This window comes from Stenotrophomonas koreensis (assembly GCF_001431525.1).
Classification (GTDB): domain Bacteria; phylum Pseudomonadota; class Gammaproteobacteria; order Xanthomonadales; family Xanthomonadaceae; genus Stenotrophomonas; species Stenotrophomonas koreensis.
This window is the reverse complement of the sequence record NZ_LDJH01000008.1, coordinates 1-23,689: the sequence shown is the minus strand read 5'-3', so window position 1 is coordinate 23,689 and position 23,689 is coordinate 1. Positions and strand designations below refer to the sequence as shown.

Here is a 23,689-nt window from a genome sequence, read left to right as displayed (position 1 = left end):
ATAGATCACAGCGGTCATGGCAAGGCCCGGACGTGCCGGGCCTTGCGGGTCTTGCAGATCAATGCGTTGGGGTACGGATCAGGGTGGATCGATCAGAACTGGCCACCGAAGTTGAACTGCAGGCGTTCGATTTCGTCACCGTCTTCCTTCTTCAGCGGGAAGGCGTAACTGATCGAGATCGGGCCCACCGGGGCGCGCCAGAGCAGGGCCACGCCGGCCGAGGCGCGCAGTTCCTTGGCCTTGGCTTCGTTGGTCGAGCTGAACACGTTGCCGACGTCGATGAAGGCCGACACGCGTGCCGAAGGGCTGTCGAACAAGGTCGGGAAGTAGGCTTCGATCGAGCCGACGGTCTTGACCGCGCCACCCAGCGGCTGGCCCTCGTAGTAGTACGAGGTTGCTTCCGAGCGCGGCCCCAGCGTGTTGTCCTCGAAGCCGCGTACCGAGTTGGTGCCGCCGGCGTAGAAGTTCTCGAAGAACGGCAGGCCCGAAGCGGTCACGGTCTTGCTGTTCTGGTAGGCGCCGGCGCAATCGACCACATCGGAGTAGCCGTAGCTGGTATCGGTGGCCGGCACGTCGTTCCAGCAGATCGTGCGGCTGATGTCCTTGCCATAGCTGTCGCCGTAGCCCAGGTCCACGCGGGTGTTCAGCACCAGCGCACGGTGTACTGGCCAGTACTTGGAGAACTGGTAGTTGAGCTTGTAGTACTCCACGGTCGAGCCGGGCAGGGTTGCCTCCAGGCCGATGCGCTGGTAGGTGCCGCGGGTCGGCATGAAGTAGTCGTTGCGGGTATCGCGTGCCCAGCCGGCCTCGGCGCGCCAGCTCTTGAAGGTGCGGGTGCCGATGGCATCGATGTAATCGATGATCGTCTGCGGGGTTGAACCCTGGTAGGTGGTGATCTGGTTGGAATCGATGCCGAACATCACCGAGACGGTGTCGTTTTCAGTGATCGGCACCCCGAACACGACCTGGGCCGAACCGTTGGTGCTGTTGTACTGGGCGGTGTTGAAATCGCTGTAGTCCAGCTCGCGCCAGGACAGGTTGTAGCCCAGCGAGATGCCGTCGTCGGTGAAGTACGGGTTGGTGTAGGAGAAGCCGTAGCGCTGCAGATAGCTGGAGCGCGAGGCATCAACCGAGACCCGGTTGCCGCCGCCGAGGAAGTTGTTCTGCGACAGCTGGATCGAGGTGGTCATGCCGTAGGACTGGGAGTAACCCAGGCCGAAGGTGAACTGGCCCGAGGTGGTTTCCTTCACCGTGTAGACCACGTCGACCTGGTCAGCCGAGCCGGGCACGGCCGGGGTTTCGACCTCGACCGATTCGAAGAAGCCCAGGCGCTGCAGGCGGATCTTGGAGCGGTCGATTGCCGCCTGCGAATACCAGGCGTTCTCGAACTGGCGCATTTCGCGGCGCAGTACTTCATCGGAGGTGCGGCTGTTGCCGCGGAACTCGATCCGGCGCACCTGCACGCGCGGGCCGGGGACGACCTGCATGTTGACTGCAACGGTCTGCTCGGCACGGTTCGGGGTCGGGATCGGGTTGACCTTGGCAAAGGCGTAGCCGATGTTGGACAGCGAATTGGTGATCGCATCGGCGCTCCATTCCAGCAGGCCACGCGAGAACACCTGGTCGGCCTTCTGGATCACCATGCGCTCGACATCCTCCTGCGGCAGCACGGTGTCACCGGTGACGCGGATCTCGGAGATCTTGTACTCCTCGCCCTCGGTGATGCTGGTGGAGATGAACATGTCGCGCTTGTTCGGGCTGATCGCCACCTGGGTGGAGTCGATGCTGAAATCGACATAGCCACGGTCCAGGTACCAGGAATTGAGCTTTTCCAGGTCGCCGGAAAGCTTTTCCTTGGAGTACTGGTCGTCACGGCGGTACCAGGAGGCCCAGCTGCTTTCCCTGGATTCCCATTGCTCCAGGATTTCCTCCGAATCGAACTTCTCGGTCCCGACCAGGTTGATATGGCGGATCTTGGCGGCCTTGCCTTCTTCAATGGCCAGGGTCACATCGACGCGGTTGCGGTCCAGCGGGCTGGCGGTCGGGGTGATCGACACGGTGTACTTGCCGCGGTCGTTGTACTGGCGCTGCAGTTCCTGGGTCACGCGGTCCAGGCTGAGGCGGTCAAAGGTGCCGCCTTCGGTCAGGCCGATGTCCTTCAGGCCGGCCATCAACTGCTCGGTCTTGATGTCCTTGTTGCCGGTGACGGTCAGCTTGTTGATCGAGGGCCGCTCACGCACGGTGACCACCAGGATGTCGCCCTGGCGATCGAGCCGGATGTCTTCGAAAAAGCCGGTGCGGTACAGGGCGCGCACGGTGTCGGCGATCTTGGCGTCATCAATGCGGTCGCCACGCTCCACCGGGAGGTAGGTGAAAACGGTACCGGCAGCAATGCGCTGCAGGCCGTCGACGCGGATGTCGCTCGCGGTGAAGGGCTCGGCGGCCAAAGCCAGTGCCGGGGCGCTCAGGCCAGCGGCGAGGGCGAGGGCTAGCAGGCGGCGATGAGGAAGTCGCGTCATGTCACGTCCGGTTGGAGTCGTTATCGTGGTACAGGCTTGCCGCGGTTGAGACCGTGCCAGGCCAGAAAAGTTCTGGGTTCAGAACAGGCCAAGGATGTCGTTGTAAAACGCCAGCCCCATCAGCCCGGCCAACAACGCCAGACCGATACTTTGACCCAGAGCCATGGACTTCTCGCTCAGCGGGCTGCCCTTGACCAATTCAATAAGGTAATACAGCAGATGCCCGCCGTCCAAGATCGGGATCGGCAGCAGGTTGATGATGCACAGGCTCAACGACATCAGCGCCAGGAAATAGACAAACCAGTCGACGCCGCGCTTGGCCGAGGCATTGGCCACGCGGGCAATGGTGACCGGGCCGGAGATGTTCTGCAGCGAGGCATTGCCGGTGACCAGCCGGCGCATCATGCCCAGCGTGTCGGCAGCCAGCCGGGCGGTTTCGCGCAAGGCCGCCGGCAACGCTGCGACCAGGCCGTAGCGCTGGCTGGCGTCATGTTCGGGCATTGGCACCGCGGCAAACTGCACCCCCAGCAACCAGCGCGGGTTGTCGGCCTGGCTGCGGTCCTGCTGCGGGCTCAGTTCCAGTGCCAGACGTTGGCCGCTGCGCTGCACCTCGATCAGCCCCGGATGGCCGGCGGTACCGAGCTGGTTGATCAATGCCGGCACCTGGCTGGCATCCTCCACCCGCTGGCCATCGATGGCCAGGATCAGGTCGCCGGGCAGCAGCACGCCTTCGGCAGCGCCGCCGGGCACCAGTTGCCCGATGCGTGCAGGCACGGCCATGAAGGCCCAGTTCAGGCCGGCCAGTGCAGTGACCTGGCGTTCATCGAAACCTTCGGGCAGGCGCGACAGCGGCAGTTGCCGCTGGCTGCTGCTGCCATCGGCCTGGCGCAGCTGCACGCTGGCGTCGCGGCCATCCATCGCGGCCATGGTCAGTGCCATCGTGGCCTCGGACCAGGTCGTGATGCGGCGCCCGTCGATCTGCTCGATCCGGCTGCCCTGGCCCAGCCCGGCTTCAGCCGCCAGGCCAGTGCTGACCCCGAGCGTGGCCGAGTAATCCTGCCGGCCGATCACGAACACCAGCCAGAGCAGGGCGATGCACAGCAGCAGGTTGGCGGCCGGGCCGGCAGCGGTGATGGCGATGCGTTGCCAGACGCTCTTGTTGTTGAAGGCGTACTGGCGCTGCCCGGCGGGCACTTCGTACTCGCGCTCGTCGAGCATCTTGACGTAGCCGCCCAGCGGAATGCTGGCAATGGCAAATTCGGTGCCGGCGGCATTGCGGCGCATCCACAGCGGCCGGCCAAAACCGACCGAAAAGCGCAGCACCTGCACCCCGCAGCGGCGTGCGACCCAGTAGTGGCCGAATTCGTGGAAAGTCACCAGGATGCCCAGGCTGACAACCATCCACCAGATCGAGCCGAGCAGATCCATCATTGCGGGGTACTCCCTGTGCTCACCGGCTTCACCCGTTGGAGAGGCTGGAAATGGCGCTGCTGGCCGCCTGTCGGGCGCGCAGGTCGGCATCGAGCAGGGCTTCGATGCTGTCAGCCTGGCCGTCGGTCACCGCGGCCAGGGCCTGTTCCACCACCACCGGGATGCCGGCAAAGCCAATGTTGCCGCCGAGGAAGGCCGACACCGCGATCTCATTGGCGGCGTTGAGCACGGCCGGGGCGATGCCTCCGTCCTCCATCGCCTGCCAGGCCAGGTCCAGGCACGGGAAGGCCTTGCGGTCGGGGGCTTCGAAATCCAGCTGGCCCTGGGTCAGCAGGTCCAGCCCGCTGACCCCGGAGTCGATGCGTTGTGGCCAGCCCAGGCCAACGGCCAGGCTGGTGCGCATGTCCGGCAGGCCGAGCTGGGCCAGCAGCGAACCATCGATGAACTCCACCAGCGAGTGCACCAGGCTCTGCCGGTGCACGACCACCTCGATGCGCGAGCTGGGAATGTTGAACAGGTGGTGGGCTTCGATGACCTCCAGGCCCTTGTTCATCAGGCTGGCCGAATCGACCGAAATCTTTGGCCCCATGCGCCACTTGGGATGGGCAACCGCCTGGGCCGGGGTGACATCGGCCAGTTGTGCCGCGCTCCAGCCGCGGAACGGGCCGCCAGAAGCAGTCAGGATGATCTTGCGCACGCCGGCCTCGGGCGAGGCATCGCGCGAGCGCAGGCACTGGAAGATCGCGTTGTGTTCGCTGTCGATCGGGATGATCTCGCAGCCAGCCTGCTGCGCGGCTGCCATCACCAGGTGCCCGGCGATGACCAGTGACTCCTTGTTGGCCAGCAACAGGCGCTTGCCGGCCCTAGCCGCGGCCAGGGTCGAGGCCAGGCCGGCCGCACCGACAATGGCAGCGACCACGGTGTCGCAGCTGTCAGACGCCGCCAGCGCGGCAATGGCCGCTTCGCCGGCGTGTGCCTGGGTGTCCAGGCCGGCAGCGGCCAGGCCATCGCGCAGGTCCGCGTACTGGCTGGGGTTGGCGATCACCGCATGGTCGGGACGATGGCTGGCGCACAGGGCAATCAGCCCGCGTACGTTGCTGCCGGCCACCAGCACGCTGGCGCGCATCTGCTGCCGGTGGCGGGCAATTACATCCAGTGCCGAGGTGCCGATGGAGCCGGTGGCGCCAAGCACTGCGACCCGTTGGTAGTGCTGTTGGTGCATGTCAGAAACCCGCAATTTCCTTGCCGATGGCAAATACCGGCAGCGCGGCCAGTACGCCATCGATACGATCCAGGACGCCACCGTGACCCGGGATCAGGGTGCCCGAATCCTTGGCGCCGGCCTGGCGCTTGAGCAGGCTCTCGATCAGGTCGCCTTCCACCGAGACCAGCGTGGTGAACAGGGCCACCAGGATCAGGCCCGGCAGGTCCTGGCCCTGGATGCCGGCAATCTGGCCAAAGACCAGGGCGATCACAATGCCGGCGGCAACCCCGCCGAACAGCCCTTCCCAGGTCTTGTTCGGGCTGATGGTCGGTGCCAGCTTGTGCTTGCCCAGGGCGCGGCCACAGAAGTAAGCCCCTGAGTCGGCCGCCCACACCGTGGCCAGTGCCGTCAGCAGCCACAGCGGGCCACTGCTGCCCTGCATGTGCAGGGAAATCAAGGCCGCCCAGGCGGGGATGATCGCCCAGCTGCCGGCCAGCAGCTTGGCCATCCGGCCGCCGCTGCCCTGGCCACTGCCGGCGCGCGGGAAGCGCAGCCAGGCCAGGCCGACCACCCAGCCGATGATGCCGATCAGGCTGGTCAGCTGGTACAGCGCGGCATCGCCGGCCGCTGCCCAGACCAGCAGCACCATCAGCAGCAGGTTCAGGGTCAGCAGGATGGTGCGCGGCAGGCCATCGATACCGGCCAGGCGCAGCCATTCCCACAGCCCGGTCAGGAAGATCACTGCGGCGGCAGCGGCCAGCCAGTTGGTCGGCAGCAGCACGATTGCCGCAATCGCGGCCGGCGCCATGATCAGGGCGGCGATAACGCGGGTCTTGGTCATAGCGGGGTGCTCTCCTGTTGGCCGGAGGCAACCTGTGCGCTCGTGAGGCCGTAACGGCGCTCGCGGCGCGCATAGTCATCCAGGGCCTGCTGGAACAGGTCCTGGTCAAAATCAGGCCACAAGGTCTGGGTGAACCACAGTTCGGTATAGGCCAGCTGCCAGAGCAGGAAGTTGCTGATCCGGAAATCACCGCCGGTACGGATGAACAGGTCCGGTGCCGGCAGATCGCTCAGGGCGGTGTGCGCGCCGAGCAGGGTCTCGTCGATCGCCTCCGGGTCCAGGCGGCCGGCAGCCACCTCGCGCGCGAGCGCGCGCGCGGCCTCGGCAATGTCCTGGCGGCCGCCATAACTGGCAGCGATGGACAGCTGCAGCACCTGGTTGCCGGCGGTCAGGGTCTCGGCATTGGTCATGCGTTGCCTGATGGCCTCGGCAAAGCGGCTGCGTTCGCCGATAAAACGGATACGCACGCCGCGCCGGTGCAATTCGGCAACTTCGCGTTCCAGTGCGCCCAGGAACAGCTTCATCAATGCATCGATTTCCTGGCTTGGCCGGCCCCAGTTCTCGCTGGAGAAGGCAAACAGGGTCAGCGCGCCGATACCGCGCGCGATGCAGAAATCAATGCATGAATTCACCGCGCGGGCACCGGCGCGATGGCCGATCACCCGCGGGCGGAAACGCTGCTGGGCCCAGCGGCCGTTGCCATCCATGATGATGGCAACGTGGCGGGGCAGAGGGACAGTCATGAGCGTTCCCGGCTCAGACAGCCATCAACTCGGCTTCCTTGTGCTTGACGACCTCGTCGATGTCCTTGATCGCCTTGTCGGTGATCTTCTGGATCTCGTCCTCGCTGCGGCGAACGTCGTCTTCGGTGATTTCCTTGCTCTTGAGCAGGTCCTTCACGGCCTGGTTGGCATCGCGGCGGATGTTGCGCACGGCAACCTTGGACTCCTCGCCTTCCTTCTGCACCTGCTTGGTCAGGTCACGGCGACGTTCTTCGGTCAGCGGCGGCAGGTTCAGGCGGATCACGGTGCCCATCACGGTCGGGGTCAGGCCCAGATCGGAGGCGTAGATCGCCTTTTCCACGTCCTTGATCATGTTCTTGTCGAACAGGGTGATCACCAGCGAGCGGCCTTCGGACACGGCGATGCTGGCAACCTGGTTGAGCGGGGTGTCGCTGCCATAGGCCTTGACGCGGATGCCGTCGAGCAGCGCCGGCGATGCGCGACCGGTGCGGATCGTGGTCAGGGTATGGCGGAGGGCATCAATGCTCTTGCCCATGCGCGCCTGCGCGTCTTGCTTGATTTCATTGAGCATTGTCTGGATTCCTGGCAGGTGCTGAAAAGCGCACGATTATAGGCCAAGCCGACAGCAAGGGGCTGTCGGCAGGGGTTACGTCTCAGTGGTGATTACGACCACGCACCAGGGTGCCGATCGGCTCGCCCTGCAGGATGCGCAGCAGTTCGCCCGGCTGGCTCATGTCGAACACGCGCAGCGGCAGGTCACTGTCACGGGCCAGGGCGAAGGCGGCCGTGTCCATCACTTCCAAGCCGTTGTTGATCACCTCGTCGTAGGTCAGGGTGTCATAGCGCACGGCATCGGGATGCTTTTTCGGATCCTTGTTGTAGATGCCGTCCACCTTGGTGGCCTTGAGCAACAGATCGGCGCCGATCTCGATGGCGCGCAGCGCCGCACCGGAGTCCGTGGTGAAGAACGGGTTGCCGGTACCGGCGGCGAAGATCACCAGCCGGCCCTTTTCCAGGTGGCGGATCGCGCGGCGACGGATGTAGTCCTCGCACACGTCATTGATCTTGATCGCGCTCATCACGCGGGCCTTGCCGCCGAGCTTTTCCAGCGCGTCCTGCATGGCCAGGGCGTTGATCACCGTGGCCAGCATGCCCATGTGGTCACCGGTGACCCGGTCCATGCCGCCAGCAGCCAGGCCGGCGCCGCGGAAGATGTTGCCACCACCCACCACCAGCGCGATTTCGCAGCCGGCCTGCTGGGCTTCCATCACCTCGGCGGCGATGCGGTGGATGATCTTCGGGTCAATGCCGTAGTCCTCATCTCCCATCAGCGCCTCCCCGGACAGTTTGAGCAGGATGCGGCGATAGGCGAGCTTGGACATAAGGACCTCAGAAGACGGGATTACCCGCAGATTCTACCGGAAGCCATGCGCGGCCGGATGGCTGGATTGCAATCGAGCCCGCCCTGCGGCGTTGTGCCGCTGGCCGCATTCAGGCTTGCGGCACGGGAATGTGTTCCTGGACATGCACCACGACCCGGTTGCGGCCCCGGTCCTTGGACTGGTACAGGGCGCGGTCGGCCGCATCGAGCAGGCTGCGCGCCGAGTTGAACGGCTGCAGGGGCTGGTGGCAGGCGATGCCGGCGGAGAAGGTCACGTGCAGCATCTGGCCATCGATCTCGGCCACCGGCTGGGCGCTGAGGCTGTGCAGCACCCGGTCGATGGTGGCCTTGGCGCTGTCCAGTGCGGTGTCCGGGAAGATGATGACAAACTCCTCGCCGCCAAAGCGGGCCACGGTATCGATCGTGCGCACCCGGCTTTCCAGGTGCTGGGCAACACTCTTGAGCACATCATCGCCAATCAGGTGACCGTGGCGGTCGTTGATTTTCTTGAAGTCGTCCAGGTCGATGAAGGCCACCGACAGTGGCTGTTGGCGCTGGATGGCGTGGTCGAAGGCAGTCAGCAGGATCTTGTCGAAGTGGCCGCGGTTGATGGTGCCGGTAAGGGAGTCGCGGCTGGCCATCGTGCTCAATTCCATCGCCTGCCTTTCCAGGGCCTCGGAACGTTGCTGCAATGCCTCCTCGGCCAGCTGGCTCTGGCGCAGCTGGCGCAGCTCATGGATTTCCCGGGCCTGTTGCAGCAGGGCCGCCACATGCTCGGGCGTGGGCAGCACGGTTTCAAATACGCTGGCTGCATCGGGCAGCAGTTGCGCCACCCGTGCAAACACCTCCGTCAGTGCCTCCTGGTCCAGTCCGCAGGCTGCGGCCAGGCGCTGTTGCGCCGGCTGTGCTCCGGGGCCATCGAGCCAGATGTCGGCCAGGCTGCCGGAGGCATGGACGCAGCGCAGGAAGGTGTCCGTAGCGGGCGTGGGCGGCGTTTCGCTGCCGGCGATGGCATCGACCAGATACGCCGGAAGATTCCATTGCCGGGCCAGTTCGGCACCGATCGCGGCGTGGTCGGTGCCAAAATGCGTGTTTTCCAGCGCCAGCAGGCGCTGGTTGTCGCCGGTGGCCTGTGTGCTGAGGGATTGGTACAGCTCCGGCTGGCTCTGCATCAGGAACAGGCCGCCGATGTCCTGCAGCAGTCCTGCCAGCAGCAATGCGTCGGGCTGCTGCAGGTTCAGTGCCTCGCCCAGGGCGCGGGCGGCGACTGCGGCAATCAGGCTGCGCCGCCAGATGCGTTCGTGGGCGCTGTGCAGGCTTGCATCGCCCCGCAGGTTGCTCAACAGGCTGAAGCCAAGGGCGATCTGCAGGGTAGGGTGCAGGCCGAGCTTGTTGATCGCCTGCTGCAGGTTGTCAATCCGGCGGCGATTGGCAAACAGCGGTGAATTGGCCAGGCGCAGGATCCTTGCGCTGAGTGCCGGATCCATTGCGATCAGTTCGGCGGCGGTGCCGAGCTCGGCATCCGGATCCTGGGCCAGGGCGATGATGCGCATGGCGATGCCGGCCGGTGTGGGCAGGTTGCGGCACAGCAGTACTGCTTGGGTCAGCTCGGGCGACATCGGCCGTTCATGGAGTGTTTGTTTTCGTAGGATACAAAAATGCGCCCGATAAAGCAGGTCTTGTGACCGATATCATGTTTTTGGGCACAAAAAAGCCGCGGATGGCCGCGGCTTTTTTGCTGTAACGGTAGCGTCAGTCGCTGTTGCTTAGACCTGCATGGCCTTGGCAACTTCGGCCAGGTAGTCTTCCTGCACCTTCTCGATGCCTTCGCCGACGACCAGGCGGGTGAAGCCGATGACGTCGGCGCCAGCAGCCTTGACCACGGCTTCAACAGTGCGGCCGTCGTTGTCCAGCACATAGCTCTGGCCGTACAGGGTCACGTCGTTGACGATCTTGGCGGTCTTGCCGGCCATGATCTTTTCCAGGATTTCGGCCGGCTTGGACTTGTCCTTGTCGGACATCTTGGCCAGTTCGATTTCCTTTTCCTTGGCGATGTACTCGGCCGGAACGTCAGCGGCCTTGTTGTACGGCGGGTTCATCGCGGCCACGTGCATGGCCAGGCCCGAAGCCAGCTCGTCCGAACCGTTGCTCAGCTCGACCAGTACACCGATCTTGCCGTTGGTGTGGACGTAGCTGCCGATGGTGCTGGCACCTTCGACCTTGACCAGGCGACGGATCTGGATGTTCTCGCCCAGCTTCTGGATGGTGGCGGTGCGGGCTTCTTCAACGGTCACGCCGTCGCCGAAGGCGGCGGCCTTCAGGGCTTCCACGTCAGCAGCGCCGGAGGCCAGGGCGGCCTGGGCGACGGTGTCGACGAAGGTCTTGAAGTTGACGTCGTTGGCAACGAAGTCGGTTTCGGAGTTGACTTCGACCAGGACGGCCTTGCCACCTTCGGAAGCCACGCCAACGCGACCTTCGGCGGTCACGCGGTCGGCCTTCTTGTCGGCCTTGGCAGCGCCGGACTTGCGCAGGGCTTCAGCCGAAGCGTCGATGTCGCCGTTGTTTTCGGCCAGTGCCTTCTTGCACTCCATCATGCCGGCGCCGGTGCGCTCGCGCAGTTCCTTGACCAGGGAGGCGGTGATTTCTGCCATGGGAATTACCTCGGGGATTTGAAATGGGTAGGCCGGCGTCAGTGTCGCCGGCCTGTGTTGCAGTTCCGTGCAGCACCCGGCTTTCAAGGGCCGGATACAGGACCGGGCGTGAGGATCACGCCCGGTCGGAGGCCGGATCAGGCAGTGGCGTCGTCGCCCTTCTTGCCCTTCTTGGCCGGAGCGCGGCGGGCTGGCTTGCCTTCTTCCTCGGCAGCCACTTCAGCGAACTCTTCCTCGCTCACGGTGGCGGCGTGCGGAGCAGCGGCCTTGCCTTCGAGCACGGCGTCAGCAGCGGCGCGGGCATACAGCTGCACGGCGCGGATGGCGTCGTCGTTGCCCGGGATGGCGTAGTCCACCAGTTCCGGGTTGTAGTTGGTGTCCACCACGGCGATCACCGGGATGCCGAGCTTCTTGGCTTCCTTGATGGCGATGTCTTCGTGGCCGATGTCGATGACGAAGATGGCGTCCGGCAGGCGGTTCATTTCCTTGATGCCGCCCAGCGAGGCTTCCAGCTTGTCGCGCTCGCGGCGCAGGCCCAGCACTTCGTGCTTGACCAGCTTGTCGAAGGTGCCGTCGGTTTCACCGGCTTCCAGTTCCTTCAGGCGGGCAACCGACTGCTTGACGGTGCGGAAGTTGGTCAGGGTGCCGCCCAGCCAGCGCTGGTTCATGAACGGCATGCCGCAACGCTCGGCTTCTTCCTTGATCGACTCACGCGCGCTGCGCTTGGTGCCCAGGAACAGGATGGTGCCGCGCTTCTGGGCAATCGAGGAGATGAAGTTCATCGCATCGTTGAACAGCGGGACGGTCTTTTCCAGGTTGATGATGTGGATCTTGCCGCGGGCGCCGAAGATGTACGGAGCCATCTTGGGGTTCCAGTAGCGGGTCTGGTGGCCGAAGTGGACGCCGGCTTCCAGCATCTGACGCATGGTGACCTGGGGCATTGCAAAACTCCTTGGATGGGAATCTCCTGCCCGAAAGGAATAGGAAGGGCAGGCCGCGACGCGGCTGAAAGATTCCGGGGTTGGGCCTCCCTGCCGCGCCGTGGCCGAACCCCTCATGGAGGCACCCCGGCACGGGTTTGGGCAGCAGGTGTGTATTCACCGGTCACGCCCGGTGTTGGCGGTTTCCTGTGGCCAGGGCCGTGAAAACCCGTCGAGTATGGCAGCCAATGCCGTGCCAGGCAAGTGTCTGCGCCGCCCGAGGTGCGCCTGTGCGGTCGCGGGCCCATGGCCGCAGCGATGGCGCCAGCGTGCGCTGGATGGGTGATAATGGCGCGATGAGCGTGAACCTTAAAACCCCAGAAGAAATCGAGATGATGCGCATCGCCGGCCGCCTGGCGGCCGAGGTGCTGGACATGATCACCCCGTTCGTGAAGCCGGGCGTGACCACCGAAGAGCTGGACCGGATCTGCAACGAGCACATTGTCAACGTGCAGAAGACGATCCCGGCCAACGTCGGCTACCACGGCTTCCCGAAGACGGTCTGCGCGTCGGTCAACAACGTGATCTGCCATGGCATTCCCAGCGACAGCAAGGTCCTGAAGGACGGCGACATCGTCAATATCGACGTCACCGTGATCAAGGATGGCTGGCATGGCGATACCTCGCGGATGTACTACGTCGGCACCCCGTCGGTGATGGCCCGGCGCCTGTGCGAGGTCACCTACGAGGCGATGTGGCGTGGCATCCGTGCGGTCAAGCCGGGCGCGACCCTGGGCGATGTCGGTCACGCGATCCAGGAATATGCTGAATCCGAGCGCTTCAGCGTGGTTCGCGAGTACTGCGGCCATGGCATCGGCAAGGTCTATCACGACGAGCCGCAGGTGTTGCATTACGGCAAGCCGGGCACCGGGCTGGTGCTCAAGCCGGGCATGACGTTCACCATCGAGCCGATGATCAATGAAGGCACCCGTTACACCAAGGTGCTGCCCGATGGCTGGACCGTGGTCACCAAGGACCGCAAGCTGTCGGCGCAGTGGGAGCATATGGTGGCGGTGACCGAAACCGGGGTGGATGTATTGACCCTGGCTGCCGGCGAAGTGCCGCCGCTGTGAGCCGCGACCTCGTTGCCTCGCGGGCCGACGCCCAGGTCGACCCCGCCGGTGACGGGGCCTGGTCGACGCGTGCACGCGAAGTGCTGGTCGAGGCCGAGGCACGGCTGGACCGTCGCTTCGGCCAGACGGAAAACCCGGAAAAGCTGATCGCGCTGCGCGCGCGCGCGGTGGACCAGTTGCTGCGCAATGCCTGGGTGCAGTGCCTGCCTGCGGACAGCGGGCTGAGCCTGTTTGCGGTGGGTGGTTATGGCCGCGGCGAGTTGTTCCCGCACTCGGATATCGACGTGCTGGTGCTGGGTGAGCCGGCCGACCAGCTGGCGCATGCCGATGCGATTGCGCGCCTGTTTGCGATGCTGTGGGATGCCGGGCTGGCCATCAGCCATGCGGTGCGCTCGCTGGAGCAATGCGCCACGGCTGCGGCCGACCAGACCGTGATGACAGCGCTGATCGAGGCGCGCCCGCTGGTGGCAGACGCGGCCACCCGCAAGGCACTGGCCGCAGCAATTGCGCCGGAGAAGATGTGGCCGGCGCGCGAGTTCTTCCTGGCCAAGCGCGAGGAGCTGCAGGCCCGCCATCGCCGCTTTGGTGACACCGCCGACAACCTGGAGCCTGACATCAAGGAGGGCCCGGGTGGGCTGCGCGACCTGCATACCCTGGGCTGGATGTCGCTGCGCGCCTTCGGCGTGCGCGATATCGAGGCGCTGGTGGGGCTTGGGCATGTCGGCCTGGACGAGGCGGCCGCGCTCAAGCGCGAGCGCATCGTGCTGTCGCGTCTGCGTTATGGGCTGCACCTGGTGGCGCGGCGAGGCGAGGAACGGCTGCGCTTTGACTACCAGAAGGCGCTGGCCACGCGTCTGGGCTATGCCGATGACGATGGCAGCCTGGCGGTGGAAAAAATGATGCAGGGCTTTTACCGCGCTGCCGCGGTGATCCGCCGGGTGTCAGACCGCATGCTGCAGCGTTTTGAAGAACAGTTCGATGGCAGTGGCCTGGCGCAGCCGCTGCAGCGCGGCTTCAGCCTGCGCAATGGTTACCTCACTGCCGATGACCCGGCCTGGCCTTACGGCCGGATGGCCGACCTGTTTGACCTGTTTGCGGTCTGGGCCGCTACCGACGGGGTGCGTGGCCTGCATTCGTTGACGGCGCGCGCGGTGGCCGAGTACCTGGATGAAATGGCCGCCTATACCGCCGTCGACCAGCCCACGCGCGACCGTTTCCTGCGTTTGATGCGCGGCCCGCAGCCGGCGCAGACCCTGGCGCGGATGGGCCGGCTGGGGGTGCTGGGGCAGTGGATACCGGCCTTTGCCCAGGTGTCCGGACGCATGCAGTTCGACCTGTTCCATGCCTACACGGTGGACCAGCACACGCTGATGGTGCTGCGCAATATCGGCCAGTTTGCTTCTGGCCAGGTCGATGAGCGGTTTTCCATCGCCCATGCGGTCTGGCCACGCCTGAGCCAGCCTGAATTGCTGCTGCTGGCCGGCCTGTTCCATGACATCGCCAAGGGCCGCGGCGGGGATCATTCCGAGCTGGGCGCGGTCGATGCCCGCGATTTCTGCCAGGCCCATGGCCTGGATGCGCACGATACCGAGCTGGTGGCCTGGCTGGTGGAGCAGCACCTGCGCATGTCGGTGACCGCGCAGAAGCAGGACATTACCGACCCGGAGGTGGTGCACGCCTTTGCCCGTCTGGTCGGCAGCCGCGAACGGCTGGATTACCTGTACCTGCTGACCTGTGCCGATATCGCCGGTACCAGCCCGAAGTTGTGGAATGCCTGGAAGGACCGCCTGCTGGCTGACCTGTATTTCGCTACCCGGCGTGCGCTGCGTGAAGGCCTGGAGCCGCCATTGCCTGAATCCACCCGGGTGGCGGCAGCACGGCGCGAGGTGGCGGCTTGGCTGCAGGAGGGCGGCTACAGCACCGAGCAGGCAGCCGGCCTGCTGGCGCGGATGCCCGATGAAGCCTTTGTCCGCTTCCGGGTCGAGCAGCTGCTGTGGCAGGCACAGGCGCTGGCCGAAGTGGCACCCGGCGAGGTACTGGTGCGGGCGCGTCCGATCCAGCACGGCGCCAATGCGCTGGAACTGCTGGTGCATTCGCCCGACCGCGATGGCCTGTTCGCGGCCATCGTGATCAGCCTGGACCGGCTGGGCTTTGCCATCCATCGTGCGCGGATCCTCGACGGCCCGGACGACACCGTGCTCGATACCTTCGAGGTCAGCCCGGCCGACAGCTTTGCCGATCCCGATCCGCAGGCGCTGGTGGCCAACCTGCAGCGGGTGCTGTCCGCACCGCTGGATGCCCTGCGCCCGGTGCGCCGGGTGGTGCCGCGGCAGCTGCGCCACTTCCGTTTTGCGCCGCGCATCGAGTTTCCCGAGGCGGGCGAAAGCCACTGCACCTTGTTGAACCTGGTGGCGACCGACCGCCCCGGCCTGCTGGCCGATGTGGCCGAAGTAGTGCGCGACCAGAACCTGCGTGTGCATGACGCACGCATTGCCACTTTCGGAGAGCGGGGCGAGGACCAGTTCCTGCTCACTGATCATCAAGACCGTCCCCTGGACGAAACTGCCCGCCAGGCCTTGCGCGAAGCGCTGCTGGCCGCGCTGGCCCCCCGTTGAACTGGAGCCCATCCCCCATGGCAACCCGCAAGACCGCCACTGTGACCAAGACTGCCGCTGCGAAGGCGGGCGCGAAAAAAGCACCCGTGGCGAAAACGGTTGCTGCGCGCAACGCCGCAGTGAAAACCCCGGCCGCCGCCAGGCCGGCCGTGACCGCCGCTCCGGCCAGGCCCGCACCGCGCAAGGCCTCCGGCAAGACGGCGGTGGCAACGAAGGCCATCGCCAACAAGCCGGCCGGCAAGAAGGCCGCTGCCAGCAAGCCGCAGGCTGTGGCCAAGCCAGTGGTGGCGAAGGAATCGGTGGCAAAGAAGGCTGTGACCAGGAACCCGGTTGGCGTGAAGACGTCCGCCGCCAAGGCACGCAAGCCGGTCGCCAAACCGGCTGCCGGCAAGGCAGTGCCTGCCAGGCGTGCCGCTGCGCGTCCGGCCAGGGTGCCCGTTGCCAAGGCAGCGCCGCGCAACACCGCCGCGCGCAAGCTGGCCGCGCAGTTCAATGCCTTGAGCGTGGAACAGCTCAAGGCCCGTATCGAAGTGGTATTTGACGCCCGTGCCGCGCTGACCGCCGCCCAGATCAAGGCCGAGGTGGCCCCGCTGGTCAAGCGCGTGGTCACCGGTCTGGAGAGCGGTGAGTTCCGCGTGGCCCAGCCGCTGGACGAGGGGGGCTGGCAGGTCAATGAGTGGCTGAAGAAGGCCGTGCTGCTGTACTTCCGCATCAACGACATGGTGGTGACCACCGCCAGCCCGGCGCCGTACTGGGACAAGGTGGAGGCCCGCTTTGCCGGCTACGATGCCGCCAAGTTCCGCGAAGCCGGCGTGCGCGTGGTGCCCGGTGCAGTGGCCCGTCGCGGTACCTACTTCGGCCGTGACGTGGTGCTGATGCCCAGCTTCACCAATATCGGCGCCTACGTGGGCGAGGGCACCATGGTCGATACCTGGGCCACGGTAGGGTCGTGCGCGCAGATCGGCAAGCACTGCCACCTGTCCGGTGGTGCCGGTATCGGTGGTGTGCTGGAGCCGCTGCAGGCATCGCCCACCATCATTGAAGACCACTGCTTCATCGGTGCGCGCTCGGAAGTGGTGGAGGGCGTGATCGTCGGCCACCACTCGGTAATCGGCATGGGCGTGTTCCTGAGCCAGTCCACCCGCATCTACAACCGCGCCACCGGCGAGATCAGCTATGGCTACATCCCGCCGTACAGCGTGGTCGTGTCCGGCTCGCTGCCGAGCAAGGACGGCAGCCATTCGCTGTACTGCGCGGTGATCGTCAAGCAGGTGGATGAAAAGACCATCGGCAAGACCAGCATCAACGAACTGTTGCGCGGCCTGGCCGACTGATCCACCCACGGCCGGGTCCGTCCCGGCCGTTTTGCATTTGAGCGAATCCATATGACCGCCACCATGAGCGCCACGATCTTTGGCCTGAAGAACTGCGACACCTGCAAGAAAGCCACCAAGTGGCTGGACCGCTTCGGTGTGGCCTACACCTTCGTCGATTACCGCGACAACAAGCCTTCGCCCGAAACCCTGTTGGAATGGGCCGCCCAGCTCGGCGGTTTGGGCGCGATGGTCAACAAGTCCTCCACCACCTGGCGCCAGCTGCCCGACAACCGCAAGGCCGCCGCCAGCGATGCCGAATGGAAGCTGCTGCTGCGCGAATACCCGCAGCTGATCAAGCGCCCGGTCGTGGTCACTGCCGATGGCGTCGTCAGCCAGGGCTTTTCCGACAACGGCTTCAAGAAGCGCTTCAACATCGATTGACCGGCGGCAGCTTTGCTCCTGCTGTTGCAGGGGCGAGTCAGCCCGCCGCTTTTGCCTTTGCCTTTGCCCTGTGGGAGCGCGCCTGCGCGCGATGAGCCAATTCCTGGAATGCCATGTCCTGTGTCCTTGACCTTGCCTGCGAGCTGATTGCCCGCCCGTCCATCACCCCGGATGACGCCGGCTGCCAGCAGCTGATCGCTTCGCGCCTGGCCGCTGCCGGCTTTGCCATCGAACACCTGCGCCTGGGCGAGGTGGATAACCTCTGGGCCACCCATGGCCAGGGCGAACCGGTACTGGTGCTGCTCGGTCATACCGACGTGGTGCCGCCGGGCCCGCGCGAGGATTGGGTCAGCGATCCGTTCACCCCGGAAATCCGCGATGGCGTGCTCTACGGCCGCGGCGCGGCCGACATGAAGGGCAGCGTCGCCGCCTTTGTCGTTGCCGCCGAAGCGTTCGTTTCCGCTTATCCGCACCACACCGGCACTCTGGCCGTGCTGGTGACTTCTGATGAGGAAGGCGACGCGATTGATGGCGTGCGCCATGTCGCCCGCCTGTTTGCCGAGCGTGGCCAGCGCATCGACTGGTGCATTACCGGCGAGCCGTCATCGACCGCCGTGCTGGGCGACCTGCTGCGCGTGGGCCGCCGCGGCTCGCTCACCGGCACGCTCACCGTGCGTGGCGTGCAGGGTCATGTCGCCTATCCGGACAAGGCCAAGAACCCCATCCATCTGGCTGCACCGGCACTGGCCGAGCTGACCGCCCGCCGCTGGGATGACGGTTTTGAAAGCTTCCCGCCGACCAGCCTGCAGGTGTCCAACATCAACGCCGGCACCGGCGCCTCGAACGTCATCCCTGGCACGCTGGAGGTGATGTTCAACCTGCGCTACACCCCGCTGTGGAATGCGCAGAAGCTGGAAACCGAAATCCATACCCTTTTCGACGCGCACAAGCTGGATTACGCGATCAAATGGCACCGCAGTGGCGAGCCGTTCTACACCCCGGAAGGCCGCCTGCGTTCGGTTGCCCGGCAGGTGCTGGGCCAGTTTGCCGGCAAGGCGCCGGAGGAAAGCACCGGCGGCGGCACCTCCGATGCCCGCTTCATCGCCCCGCTGGGCGCGCAGTGCATCGAGGTCGGCCCGGTCAACGCCACCATCCACCAGGTGGATGAGTGTGTGCGGGTGGAGGATTTGGAGAAGTTGCCGGAGTTGTACCAGCAGTTGATCGCGCGGTTGTTGGATTGAAGAAAAACCCGGCGAAAGCCGGGTTTTTGCTGCACGGGCGTCAACCTGCGCTCATTGTCATGCGGGTTTCATGTGCTTGCAGCTGCGTCAGGTTATCTGCTGTCTGTTGAACTTTGCACTGGCGCGCAAGTTCGGCGTGCTCAAGGTTTTCATCGGCAGATTGTGTTGCGGCAATGCGGCCATCAATGTGGGTACGGAATATGCACCCATCGGTTCCTGTTGGGCTATACGCAGCAAAAACATTCTGCGCACCATCCTTTCCCATTCCTCCCATCACGTGGTCTACCTGCTTGATGGATGGGTCGTCCAGCTGCTTTCGGTATAGCGCCGCACTGACGTTGCGCGCCTCTGACTCCGACCAATTACCGGTGCCTACTACCCAGTCGTGAATCTTCTTGTAGGTGGCATGGTTGGCATGTGCTGGATCGTTTGCAAACAGCCTTGCGTCCACTGATGGCGAGTCGTTGTTGCTCGGTTGGTGTGCGGCAATTTTGGTAGGCTGTTCCGGCGCGGTGTATTTCAGTTTTTCTATCCGCTCCGGGCTGAGCATCCTGTTTTCGATGCCGGGCTCCACCCTGCCAGGGAAGTCATGAACCGGCACATCCATCAATTCGCCGAAAGTGCGATAGGCGGAGTTGCTATTGATGGTCTCAGCAAACACCTTGAAGCCGTAATTGGGATAGTTCAGATCCAACGCGTTGAGTTCTTGCACGGCATGGGCGGCGGCATTCCAGCGGCCCAGTACTTCATCCTTGGTGCCGGTGGCGACGGTGCGCGCTGGCTGGTCCTGTGCAATGTATGTGGTCGTATCTACCTTGGCGCCTATGCTTGCGGCATATTCCGCATCATGTGCGTAGTGCCACGCTCGTAGTGAATGCCTGGACTCATCGGATCCGATGGGGATGGCAGTTCCGGAGTCCCTGTCAGTAGCCAATCCATGCAGCTCGGCCAGCGCCTTCCCATGGTGGTCGCGTAGTACCCAATAGTTGTGTCCCGCAATGCCAGCAACGCCCAGCGATCTCGCTTCAATGGAATAGGTGTCCATCTTGATATCTCATCTCCGGGAGGGGGCAGTATTCAGTCTGCTTTGATGCATTCATCGACTTTACGCGTCAGGTCGTCGATGGCCTTCTGCACCCCAAGGTCCACGTAATAGGCCCCCGCGCCTTTGAGATGAACTCGAATGCCAGTGCCGGCGTTGATACGTTCAAGCCGCATGCGGAATCCCGTCTTGTCGTCGGCAGGATAGTCCCCCGATTCCAGCACCCCTTTGCTTTCGTCCCTCAGGGTGATCTTGGGCCAGGAGCTGCTTGTCTGCGACAGATCGCTCACAGCGGCTTCGGCGCAGTCAAAAATTCTTGCGTTCGATAGGTCGGCAGGTGTGGAAATGGATGCGCTGGCCATAGGCATTTTTGATGCGGACTGCGTCATGGAACATGCTCCGATTGCTGTTGCTGAAAAGGCTAAACAGGCAGCTGCTGCCGTTCTGGTGCGCCAATGACGTTGTTGGTTTGTCGCACCGAGAGTGAGTTCGTGCATACCGGGTCTCCTGTACTGCATGCCAGAATCAGAAGCTAAACTGTAATCAATTGAGTTTGTATGATGGTGTTCACCGATTGCCTGATTGGTTACATATTGCGTACGGAGGTCGCCGCCTTCCTCGGTCTCCTGCTGCGAGCAAATTTTTGAGGTTGGCAACAGCAGGTTGCCAATGAAACCGTTGCAACCCCCTGATCTGCCGGGTTAGTGTCGTCCCATGCACGCCGTCCTCAACGCCAACGTGGCCAATCCGAACAATCGCAACAATGCGATTGGGAACGATCGCGTGGGCAGGATGCGGGCCCGCGCACTGGCTTGAGGCACCGAGCCAGATCAACAAAACCCGCATCGCCCGATGCGGGTTTTTTGTTGGGCGCAGCGCAAGCCAGCAGCACCGCCACACGCTCCATCGCAACACCGCCGTACTTCCGTAAAGCCTTCGTCTTCCCCCACGTTTTGGAGTACCACCCATGTGTTCGATCTTCGGCATCTTCGGCCTGCAACCCGGTGACGACCTGGCCGCGTTGCGCCGCCAGTCCCTTGAGCATTCCCAGCGCCAGCGCCACCGCGGGCCGGACTGGAGCGGCGTGTATGTCGATGACGGTGCGATCCTGGTGCACGAGCGCCTGGCCATCGTCGACCCGGCCGGCGGCAGCCAGCCGCTGCTGTCCGAGGATGGCCAGCTGGCACTGGCGGTGAACGGGGAGATCTACAATCACGTCACGCTCAAGGGCCAGCTTCGCCAACCGTATGCCTTCCAGACCGCTTCGGACTGCGAGGTGATCAACGCGCTGTACCGCGAAGACGAGCCGGGCAGCTTCCTCAACCGCCTCAACGGTATCTTTGCCTTTGCCCTGTGGGACAAGGCCCGTGGCCGCGTGCTGATCGCGCGCGATCCGATCGGGGTGGTGCCGCTGTACTGGGGCCATGACAGCCAGGGCCGCCTGCGGGTGGCTTCGGAAATGAAATCGCTGGTGGATACCTGTGCCGATGTGGCCCAGTTCCCGCCCGGCCATTGGTATGACAGTGCCACCGGCCTGCTGACCAAGTACTACAACCGCCCCTGGCGCGATTACGCCGCCGTGGAGAGGGTTGCGGCCGATACCACCAAGCTGCGCGAGGCCTTCGAGGCGGCCGTGCACCGCCAGCTGATGACCGACGTGCCTTATGGCGTGCTGCTGTCCGGCGGGCTGGATTCCTCGCTGGTGGCAGCGGTAGCCGCACGCTATGCCCGCCACCGCATCGAGGATGGCGACCAGAGCGAGGCCTGGTGGCCGCGCCTGCACAGCTTTGCCATCGGCCTTAAAGGTTCACCGGACCTGGCCGCTGCCCAGGTGGCGGCCGATTACCTGGGCACCGTCCACCACGGCTTTGAATACACCTTCGAAGAAGGCCTGGACGCGCTGCCCGAAGTGATCCGCCACATCGAAAGCTATGACGTCACCTCGATCCGCGCCTCCACGCCGATGTTCCTGCTGGCCCGCCGAATCAAGGCGATGGGGGTGAAGATGGTGCTCTCCGGCGAAGGCAGCGATGAGATCTTTGGCGGCTACCTGTACTTCCACAAGGCACCGGACGCGCGCCAGTTCCACGAGGAGCTGATCCGCAAGCTCGATGCCCTGCACAACTACGATTGCCTGCGCGCCAACAAGTCGATGATGGCCTGGGGCGTGGAGCCGCGGGTGCCGTTTTTGGACCGTGAGTTCATGGACGTGGCCATGGCGTTTGATGCCAGGTACAAGATGGTCGACAAGGCCAGTGGCGGAGTGCAGCGGATGGAGAAGGGCATCCTGCGTGCGGCATTCGAAGGCTATCTGCCCGATGAGATCCTGTGGCGGCAGAAGGAGCAGTTCTCCGATGGCGTCGGCTATGGCTGGATCGACGGACTGAAGGCGCATGCCGAAAGCCAGGTCTCCGACCGTGAGCTGGCCGCCGCCGACAAGCGTTTCGGCGTCAACCCGCCGCAGACCAAGGAAGCCTATTACTACCGCAGCCTGTTCGAGCAGTTCTTCCCGACCCCGGCCGCGGCCGAAACCGTGCCCGGTGGCAAGTCGATTGCCTGCTCGACTCCGGCCGCACTGGCCTGGGATGCCAGCTTTGCCGCGATGGCCGACCCGTCGGGGCGCGCCGTGGCTGGCGTGCATGACCAGGCGGTGGCGAAGATCTGATGCCACGCCCTGCCGTGGGCTGAAACGACACCGGGCCGCATCACGCGGCCCGGTGTCTTGTTGCACGCTGCTGCGGCCCTCAGGCCGGCGAGCCGTCCGCCAGCGGGTAGTCGGTATACCCGTGTGCATCGCCACCGTAATACGTATCACGGTCCGGTTCGGTCAGCGCCAGACCCTCGCGCAGGCGGCGCACCAGGTCCGGGTTGCTGATGAATGGCTGGCCGAAGCCGGCCAGGTCGATCAGTCCGGCATCGACCAGGCGCTGTGCGCGCTCGCCGGTCATCTTTCCGGCCAGGATCAGGGTCGGGCTGAAGGTGGCGCGGAATTTTGCCAGCAGCGCCTCGTCGATCGCATGCGGTTGGCCGTCGGCGGTGCCGTTGTCGGACAGGTGCAGGTAGGCGATGTTGCGCGCACCGAGCTCTCCGGCCAGGTACAGGTAGGTCGCCTCGTTGTCCTCGTAGGGGCGCATGTCGAAGACGAAACCGTTGGGCGCCAGGCGGATGCCGACCTTGTCGGCACCGATCCGGGCGATGGCCGCATCGACCACCTCCAGCGTGAAGCGGGCACGGTTTTCGCGGCTGCCGCCGTAGCGGTCGCTGCGCTGGTTGACGTTGGGGTTGAGGAACTGCTCGAACAGGTAGCCATTGGCGGCGTGGATCTCCACCCCGTCAAAGCCGGCGGCGATGGCATTGGCTGCCGCGTCGGCGAAGGCCTGCACCAGCTGCTCGACCTCGGCCGTTTCCAGTGCCCGCGGCGGGGTGGGTGCGGCGCGGCCGGCGCTGCCATCGGGCAGGTTGATGAAGCACTGGCTGTAGGGACTGTCGGCCACCGGCACCGCGCTGGCGCTGAGCGGGGCGCCGCCATCGGGCTGCAGCGAGGAGTGCGACATCCGGCCCACATGCCAGAGCTGGGCGAAGATGCGCCCACCGGCGGCGTGCACGGCATCGGTGACCAGCTTCCAGCCGGCGACCTGGGCCTGCGACCAGATCCCCGGCACGCCGACATAACCCTGGCCGGACGGAGTGACCGGGGTGCCTTCGGTAACGATCAGGCCGGCACTGGCGCGCTGGGCGTAGTACTGCGCGGTGAGCGCGTTGGCGATGCAGTCCGGGTTGCGTGAGCGCGTCATCGGCGCCATCACGATGCGGTTGGCCAGCGGGGTGCCGGCCATCGAGTAGGGGGTAAACAACGAAGTCATCAGGGCATCCTGAAATCAGTGGGGATGGCCGGCAAAGCGTTGCACAGGGCCACGATCCTGTGGGTGATGGCGGTGCAATGCACTGTTCCGCGCGTCTGCGCGTGTGCTTGCCGGTGCTGCTGCCGGCAACCTGCGGACCAGCGGCTGCCCGGCGTGACCAGGCTCAGCCGGGCGGGGCAAGGGTCAGTGTGTACAGGGCCGGCCCGGGCAGGAACGGGGTGGGGCGGCCGGCGACCCAGTCATCATGGCCTGCGCCCCAGAACGGCGACAGCGGGTGCCCACTCTGGCCGCCGGGCATGTGCACGATGCCATCGCGTTCGTGGCCGGGGGCCACGAACGCGATGGCAT

The 23,689-nt window shown here is 64.8% G+C and carries 20 protein-coding genes; 6 read left to right on the top strand and 14 right to left on the bottom strand.

Features of this window, described 5'->3' with window-relative positions; genetic code table 11:
- Positions 1–92: 92 nt before the first annotated feature.
- The 10 genes from bamA to rpsB form a co-directional block, all read right to left on the bottom strand.
- Entirely contained in the window at positions 93–2,519 is a 2,427-nt protein-coding gene (gene bamA / locus ABB25_RS05250) for an outer membrane protein assembly factor BamA (RefSeq protein ID WP_057664678.1), read from the bottom strand.
- 78 nt (positions 2,520–2,597) lie between these two features.
- Positions 2,598–3,950, bottom strand: coding sequence for an RIP metalloprotease RseP (rseP, locus tag ABB25_RS05245; RefSeq protein ID WP_057664676.1), 1,353 nt, complete (start codon positions 3,948–3,950; stop codon positions 2,598–2,600).
- Positions 3,951–3,978: 28 nt separating this feature from the next.
- Positions 3,979–5,172, bottom strand: coding sequence for a 1-deoxy-D-xylulose-5-phosphate reductoisomerase (locus ABB25_RS05240; protein ID WP_057664674.1), 1,194 nt, complete (start codon positions 5,170–5,172; stop codon positions 3,979–3,981).
- 1 nt (position 5,173) lies between these two features.
- The gene (locus ABB25_RS05235; RefSeq protein ID WP_057664671.1) at positions 5,174–5,995 is read right to left on the bottom strand and encodes a phosphatidate cytidylyltransferase; all 822 of its coding nucleotides are present in this window, start codon (positions 5,993–5,995) and stop codon (positions 5,174–5,176) included.
- A complete protein-coding gene (uppS, locus tag ABB25_RS05230) occupies positions 5,992–6,738 on the bottom strand; it encodes a polyprenyl diphosphate synthase (RefSeq protein WP_057664669.1) in 747 nt (248 codons plus the stop codon). The genes ABB25_RS05235 and uppS overlap by 4 nt, the downstream gene beginning before the upstream one ends.
- 13 nt (positions 6,739–6,751) lie before the next feature.
- On the bottom strand, positions 6,752–7,309 hold the full coding sequence (gene frr / locus ABB25_RS05225; RefSeq protein ID WP_057664668.1) for a ribosome recycling factor: 558 nt from the start codon (positions 7,307–7,309) through the stop codon (positions 6,752–6,754).
- Between the two features lie 82 nt (positions 7,310–7,391).
- The gene (pyrH, locus tag ABB25_RS05220; protein WP_057664664.1) at positions 7,392–8,120 is read right to left on the bottom strand and encodes a UMP kinase; all 729 of its coding nucleotides are present in this window, start codon (positions 8,118–8,120) and stop codon (positions 7,392–7,394) included.
- A 109-nt stretch (positions 8,121–8,229) separates the two neighbouring features.
- Complete coding sequence (locus tag ABB25_RS05215) at positions 8,230–9,738, bottom strand: GGDEF domain-containing protein (protein ID WP_057664662.1); 1,509 nt, start codon at positions 9,736–9,738, stop codon at positions 8,230–8,232.
- Positions 9,739–9,885: 147 nt separating this feature from the next.
- Positions 9,886–10,770, bottom strand: coding sequence for a translation elongation factor Ts (gene tsf, locus ABB25_RS05210; protein WP_057664661.1), 885 nt, complete (start codon positions 10,768–10,770; stop codon positions 9,886–9,888).
- A 137-nt stretch (positions 10,771–10,907) separates the two neighbouring features.
- On the bottom strand, positions 10,908–11,711 hold the full coding sequence (gene rpsB / locus ABB25_RS05205; RefSeq protein WP_057664659.1) for a 30S ribosomal protein S2: 804 nt from the start codon (positions 11,709–11,711) through the stop codon (positions 10,908–10,910).
- Positions 11,712–12,046: 335 nt separating this feature from the next.
- Between rpsB and map the strand changes: the two genes are divergently transcribed.
- The 5 genes from map to dapE all read left to right on the top strand — a co-directional run bounded on the left by map (position 12,047) and on the right by dapE (position 18,436).
- On the top strand, positions 12,047–12,823 hold the full coding sequence (gene map / locus ABB25_RS05200) for a type I methionyl aminopeptidase (protein WP_083488123.1): 777 nt from the start codon (positions 12,047–12,049) through the stop codon (positions 12,821–12,823).
- Positions 12,820–15,438: a [protein-PII] uridylyltransferase gene (gene glnD / locus ABB25_RS05195; protein WP_057664655.1), complete on the top strand. Its 2,619-nt coding sequence runs from the start codon at positions 12,820–12,822 to the stop codon at positions 15,436–15,438. The genes map and glnD overlap by 4 nt, the downstream gene beginning before the upstream one ends.
- 119 nt (positions 15,439–15,557) lie before the next feature.
- Positions 15,558–16,772, top strand: coding sequence for a 2,3,4,5-tetrahydropyridine-2,6-dicarboxylate N-succinyltransferase (dapD, locus tag ABB25_RS05190; RefSeq protein WP_057664869.1), 1,215 nt, complete (start codon positions 15,558–15,560; stop codon positions 16,770–16,772).
- A 63-nt stretch (positions 16,773–16,835) separates the two neighbouring features.
- Positions 16,836–17,195, top strand: coding sequence for an arsenate reductase (locus tag ABB25_RS05185; protein ID WP_057664867.1), 360 nt, complete (start codon positions 16,836–16,838; stop codon positions 17,193–17,195).
- 113 nt (positions 17,196–17,308) lie between these two features.
- Positions 17,309–18,436 (top strand): succinyl-diaminopimelate desuccinylase, encoded by a 1,128-nt coding sequence (gene dapE / locus ABB25_RS05180; protein ID WP_057664653.1) that lies wholly within the window; start codon positions 17,309–17,311, stop codon positions 18,434–18,436.
- Positions 18,437–18,476: 40 nt separating this feature from the next.
- Here the strand turns inward: dapE and ABB25_RS14880 are convergent, their stop codons facing one another.
- On the bottom strand, positions 18,477–19,481 hold the full coding sequence (locus ABB25_RS14880; protein ID WP_244477756.1) for a hypothetical protein: 1,005 nt from the start codon (positions 19,479–19,481) through the stop codon (positions 18,477–18,479).
- A 32-nt stretch (positions 19,482–19,513) separates the two neighbouring features.
- Entirely contained in the window at positions 19,514–19,975 is a 462-nt protein-coding gene (locus tag ABB25_RS05170; RefSeq protein ID WP_083488130.1) for a hypothetical protein, read from the bottom strand.
- Between the two features lie 470 nt (positions 19,976–20,445).
- Between ABB25_RS05170 and asnB the strand changes: the two genes are divergently transcribed.
- Positions 20,446–22,143, top strand: coding sequence for an asparagine synthase B (gene asnB, locus ABB25_RS05165; protein ID WP_057664651.1), 1,698 nt, complete (start codon positions 20,446–20,448; stop codon positions 22,141–22,143).
- A gap of 79 nt (positions 22,144–22,222) precedes the next feature.
- Here asnB and ABB25_RS05160 read toward each other — a convergent pair whose 3' ends face one another.
- Together ABB25_RS05160 and ABB25_RS05155 are read right to left on the bottom strand one after the other, a co-directional pair.
- Entirely contained in the window at positions 22,223–23,341 is a 1,119-nt protein-coding gene (locus ABB25_RS05160) for an alkene reductase (protein ID WP_057664649.1), read from the bottom strand.
- Positions 23,342–23,504: 163 nt separating this feature from the next.
- Positions 23,505–23,689, bottom strand: a 185-nt coding sequence (locus ABB25_RS05155; protein ID WP_152981030.1) for a hypothetical protein, incomplete at its 5' end; no start/stop codon positions are given.

Coding starts and splice junctions, on each gene's coding strand:
- rpsB (WP_057664659.1), bottom strand. CDS start 11,711: ATGCCCCAGGTCACCATGCGTCAGATGCTGGAAGCCGGCGTCCACTTC.
- ABB25_RS05170 (WP_083488130.1), bottom strand. CDS start 19,975: ATGCACGAACTCACTCTCGGTGCGACAAACCAACAACGTCATTGGCGC.
- rseP (WP_057664676.1), bottom strand. CDS start 3,950: ATGATGGATCTGCTCGGCTCGATCTGGTGGATGGTTGTCAGCCTGGGC.
- ABB25_RS14880 (WP_244477756.1), bottom strand. CDS start 19,481: ATGGACACCTATTCCATTGAAGCGAGATCGCTGGGCGTTGCTGGCATT.
- ABB25_RS05235 (WP_057664671.1), bottom strand. CDS start 5,995: ATGACCAAGACCCGCGTTATCGCCGCCCTGATCATGGCGCCGGCCGCG.
- ABB25_RS05240 (WP_057664674.1), bottom strand. CDS start 5,172: ATGCACCAACAGCACTACCAACGGGTCGCAGTGCTTGGCGCCACCGGC.
- asnB (WP_057664651.1), top strand. CDS start 20,446: ATGTGTTCGATCTTCGGCATCTTCGGCCTGCAACCCGGTGACGACCTG.
- ABB25_RS05215 (WP_057664662.1), bottom strand. CDS start 9,738: ATGTCGCCCGAGCTGACCCAAGCAGTACTGCTGTGCCGCAACCTGCCC.
- ABB25_RS05160 (WP_057664649.1), bottom strand. CDS start 23,341: ATGACTTCGTTGTTTACCCCCTACTCGATGGCCGGCACCCCGCTGGCC.
- frr (WP_057664668.1), bottom strand. CDS start 7,309: ATGCTCAATGAAATCAAGCAAGACGCGCAGGCGCGCATGGGCAAGAGC.
- dapE (WP_057664653.1), top strand. CDS start 17,309: ATGTCCTGTGTCCTTGACCTTGCCTGCGAGCTGATTGCCCGCCCGTCC.
- uppS (WP_057664669.1), bottom strand. CDS start 6,738: ATGACTGTCCCTCTGCCCCGCCACGTTGCCATCATCATGGATGGCAAC.
- bamA (WP_057664678.1), bottom strand. CDS start 2,519: ATGACGCGACTTCCTCATCGCCGCCTGCTAGCCCTCGCCCTCGCCGCT.
- map (WP_083488123.1), top strand. CDS start 12,047: ATGAGCGTGAACCTTAAAACCCCAGAAGAAATCGAGATGATGCGCATC.
- ABB25_RS05185 (WP_057664867.1), top strand. CDS start 16,836: ATGAGCGCCACGATCTTTGGCCTGAAGAACTGCGACACCTGCAAGAAA.
- tsf (WP_057664661.1), bottom strand. CDS start 10,770: ATGGCAGAAATCACCGCCTCCCTGGTCAAGGAACTGCGCGAGCGCACC.
- pyrH (WP_057664664.1), bottom strand. CDS start 8,120: ATGTCCAAGCTCGCCTATCGCCGCATCCTGCTCAAACTGTCCGGGGAG.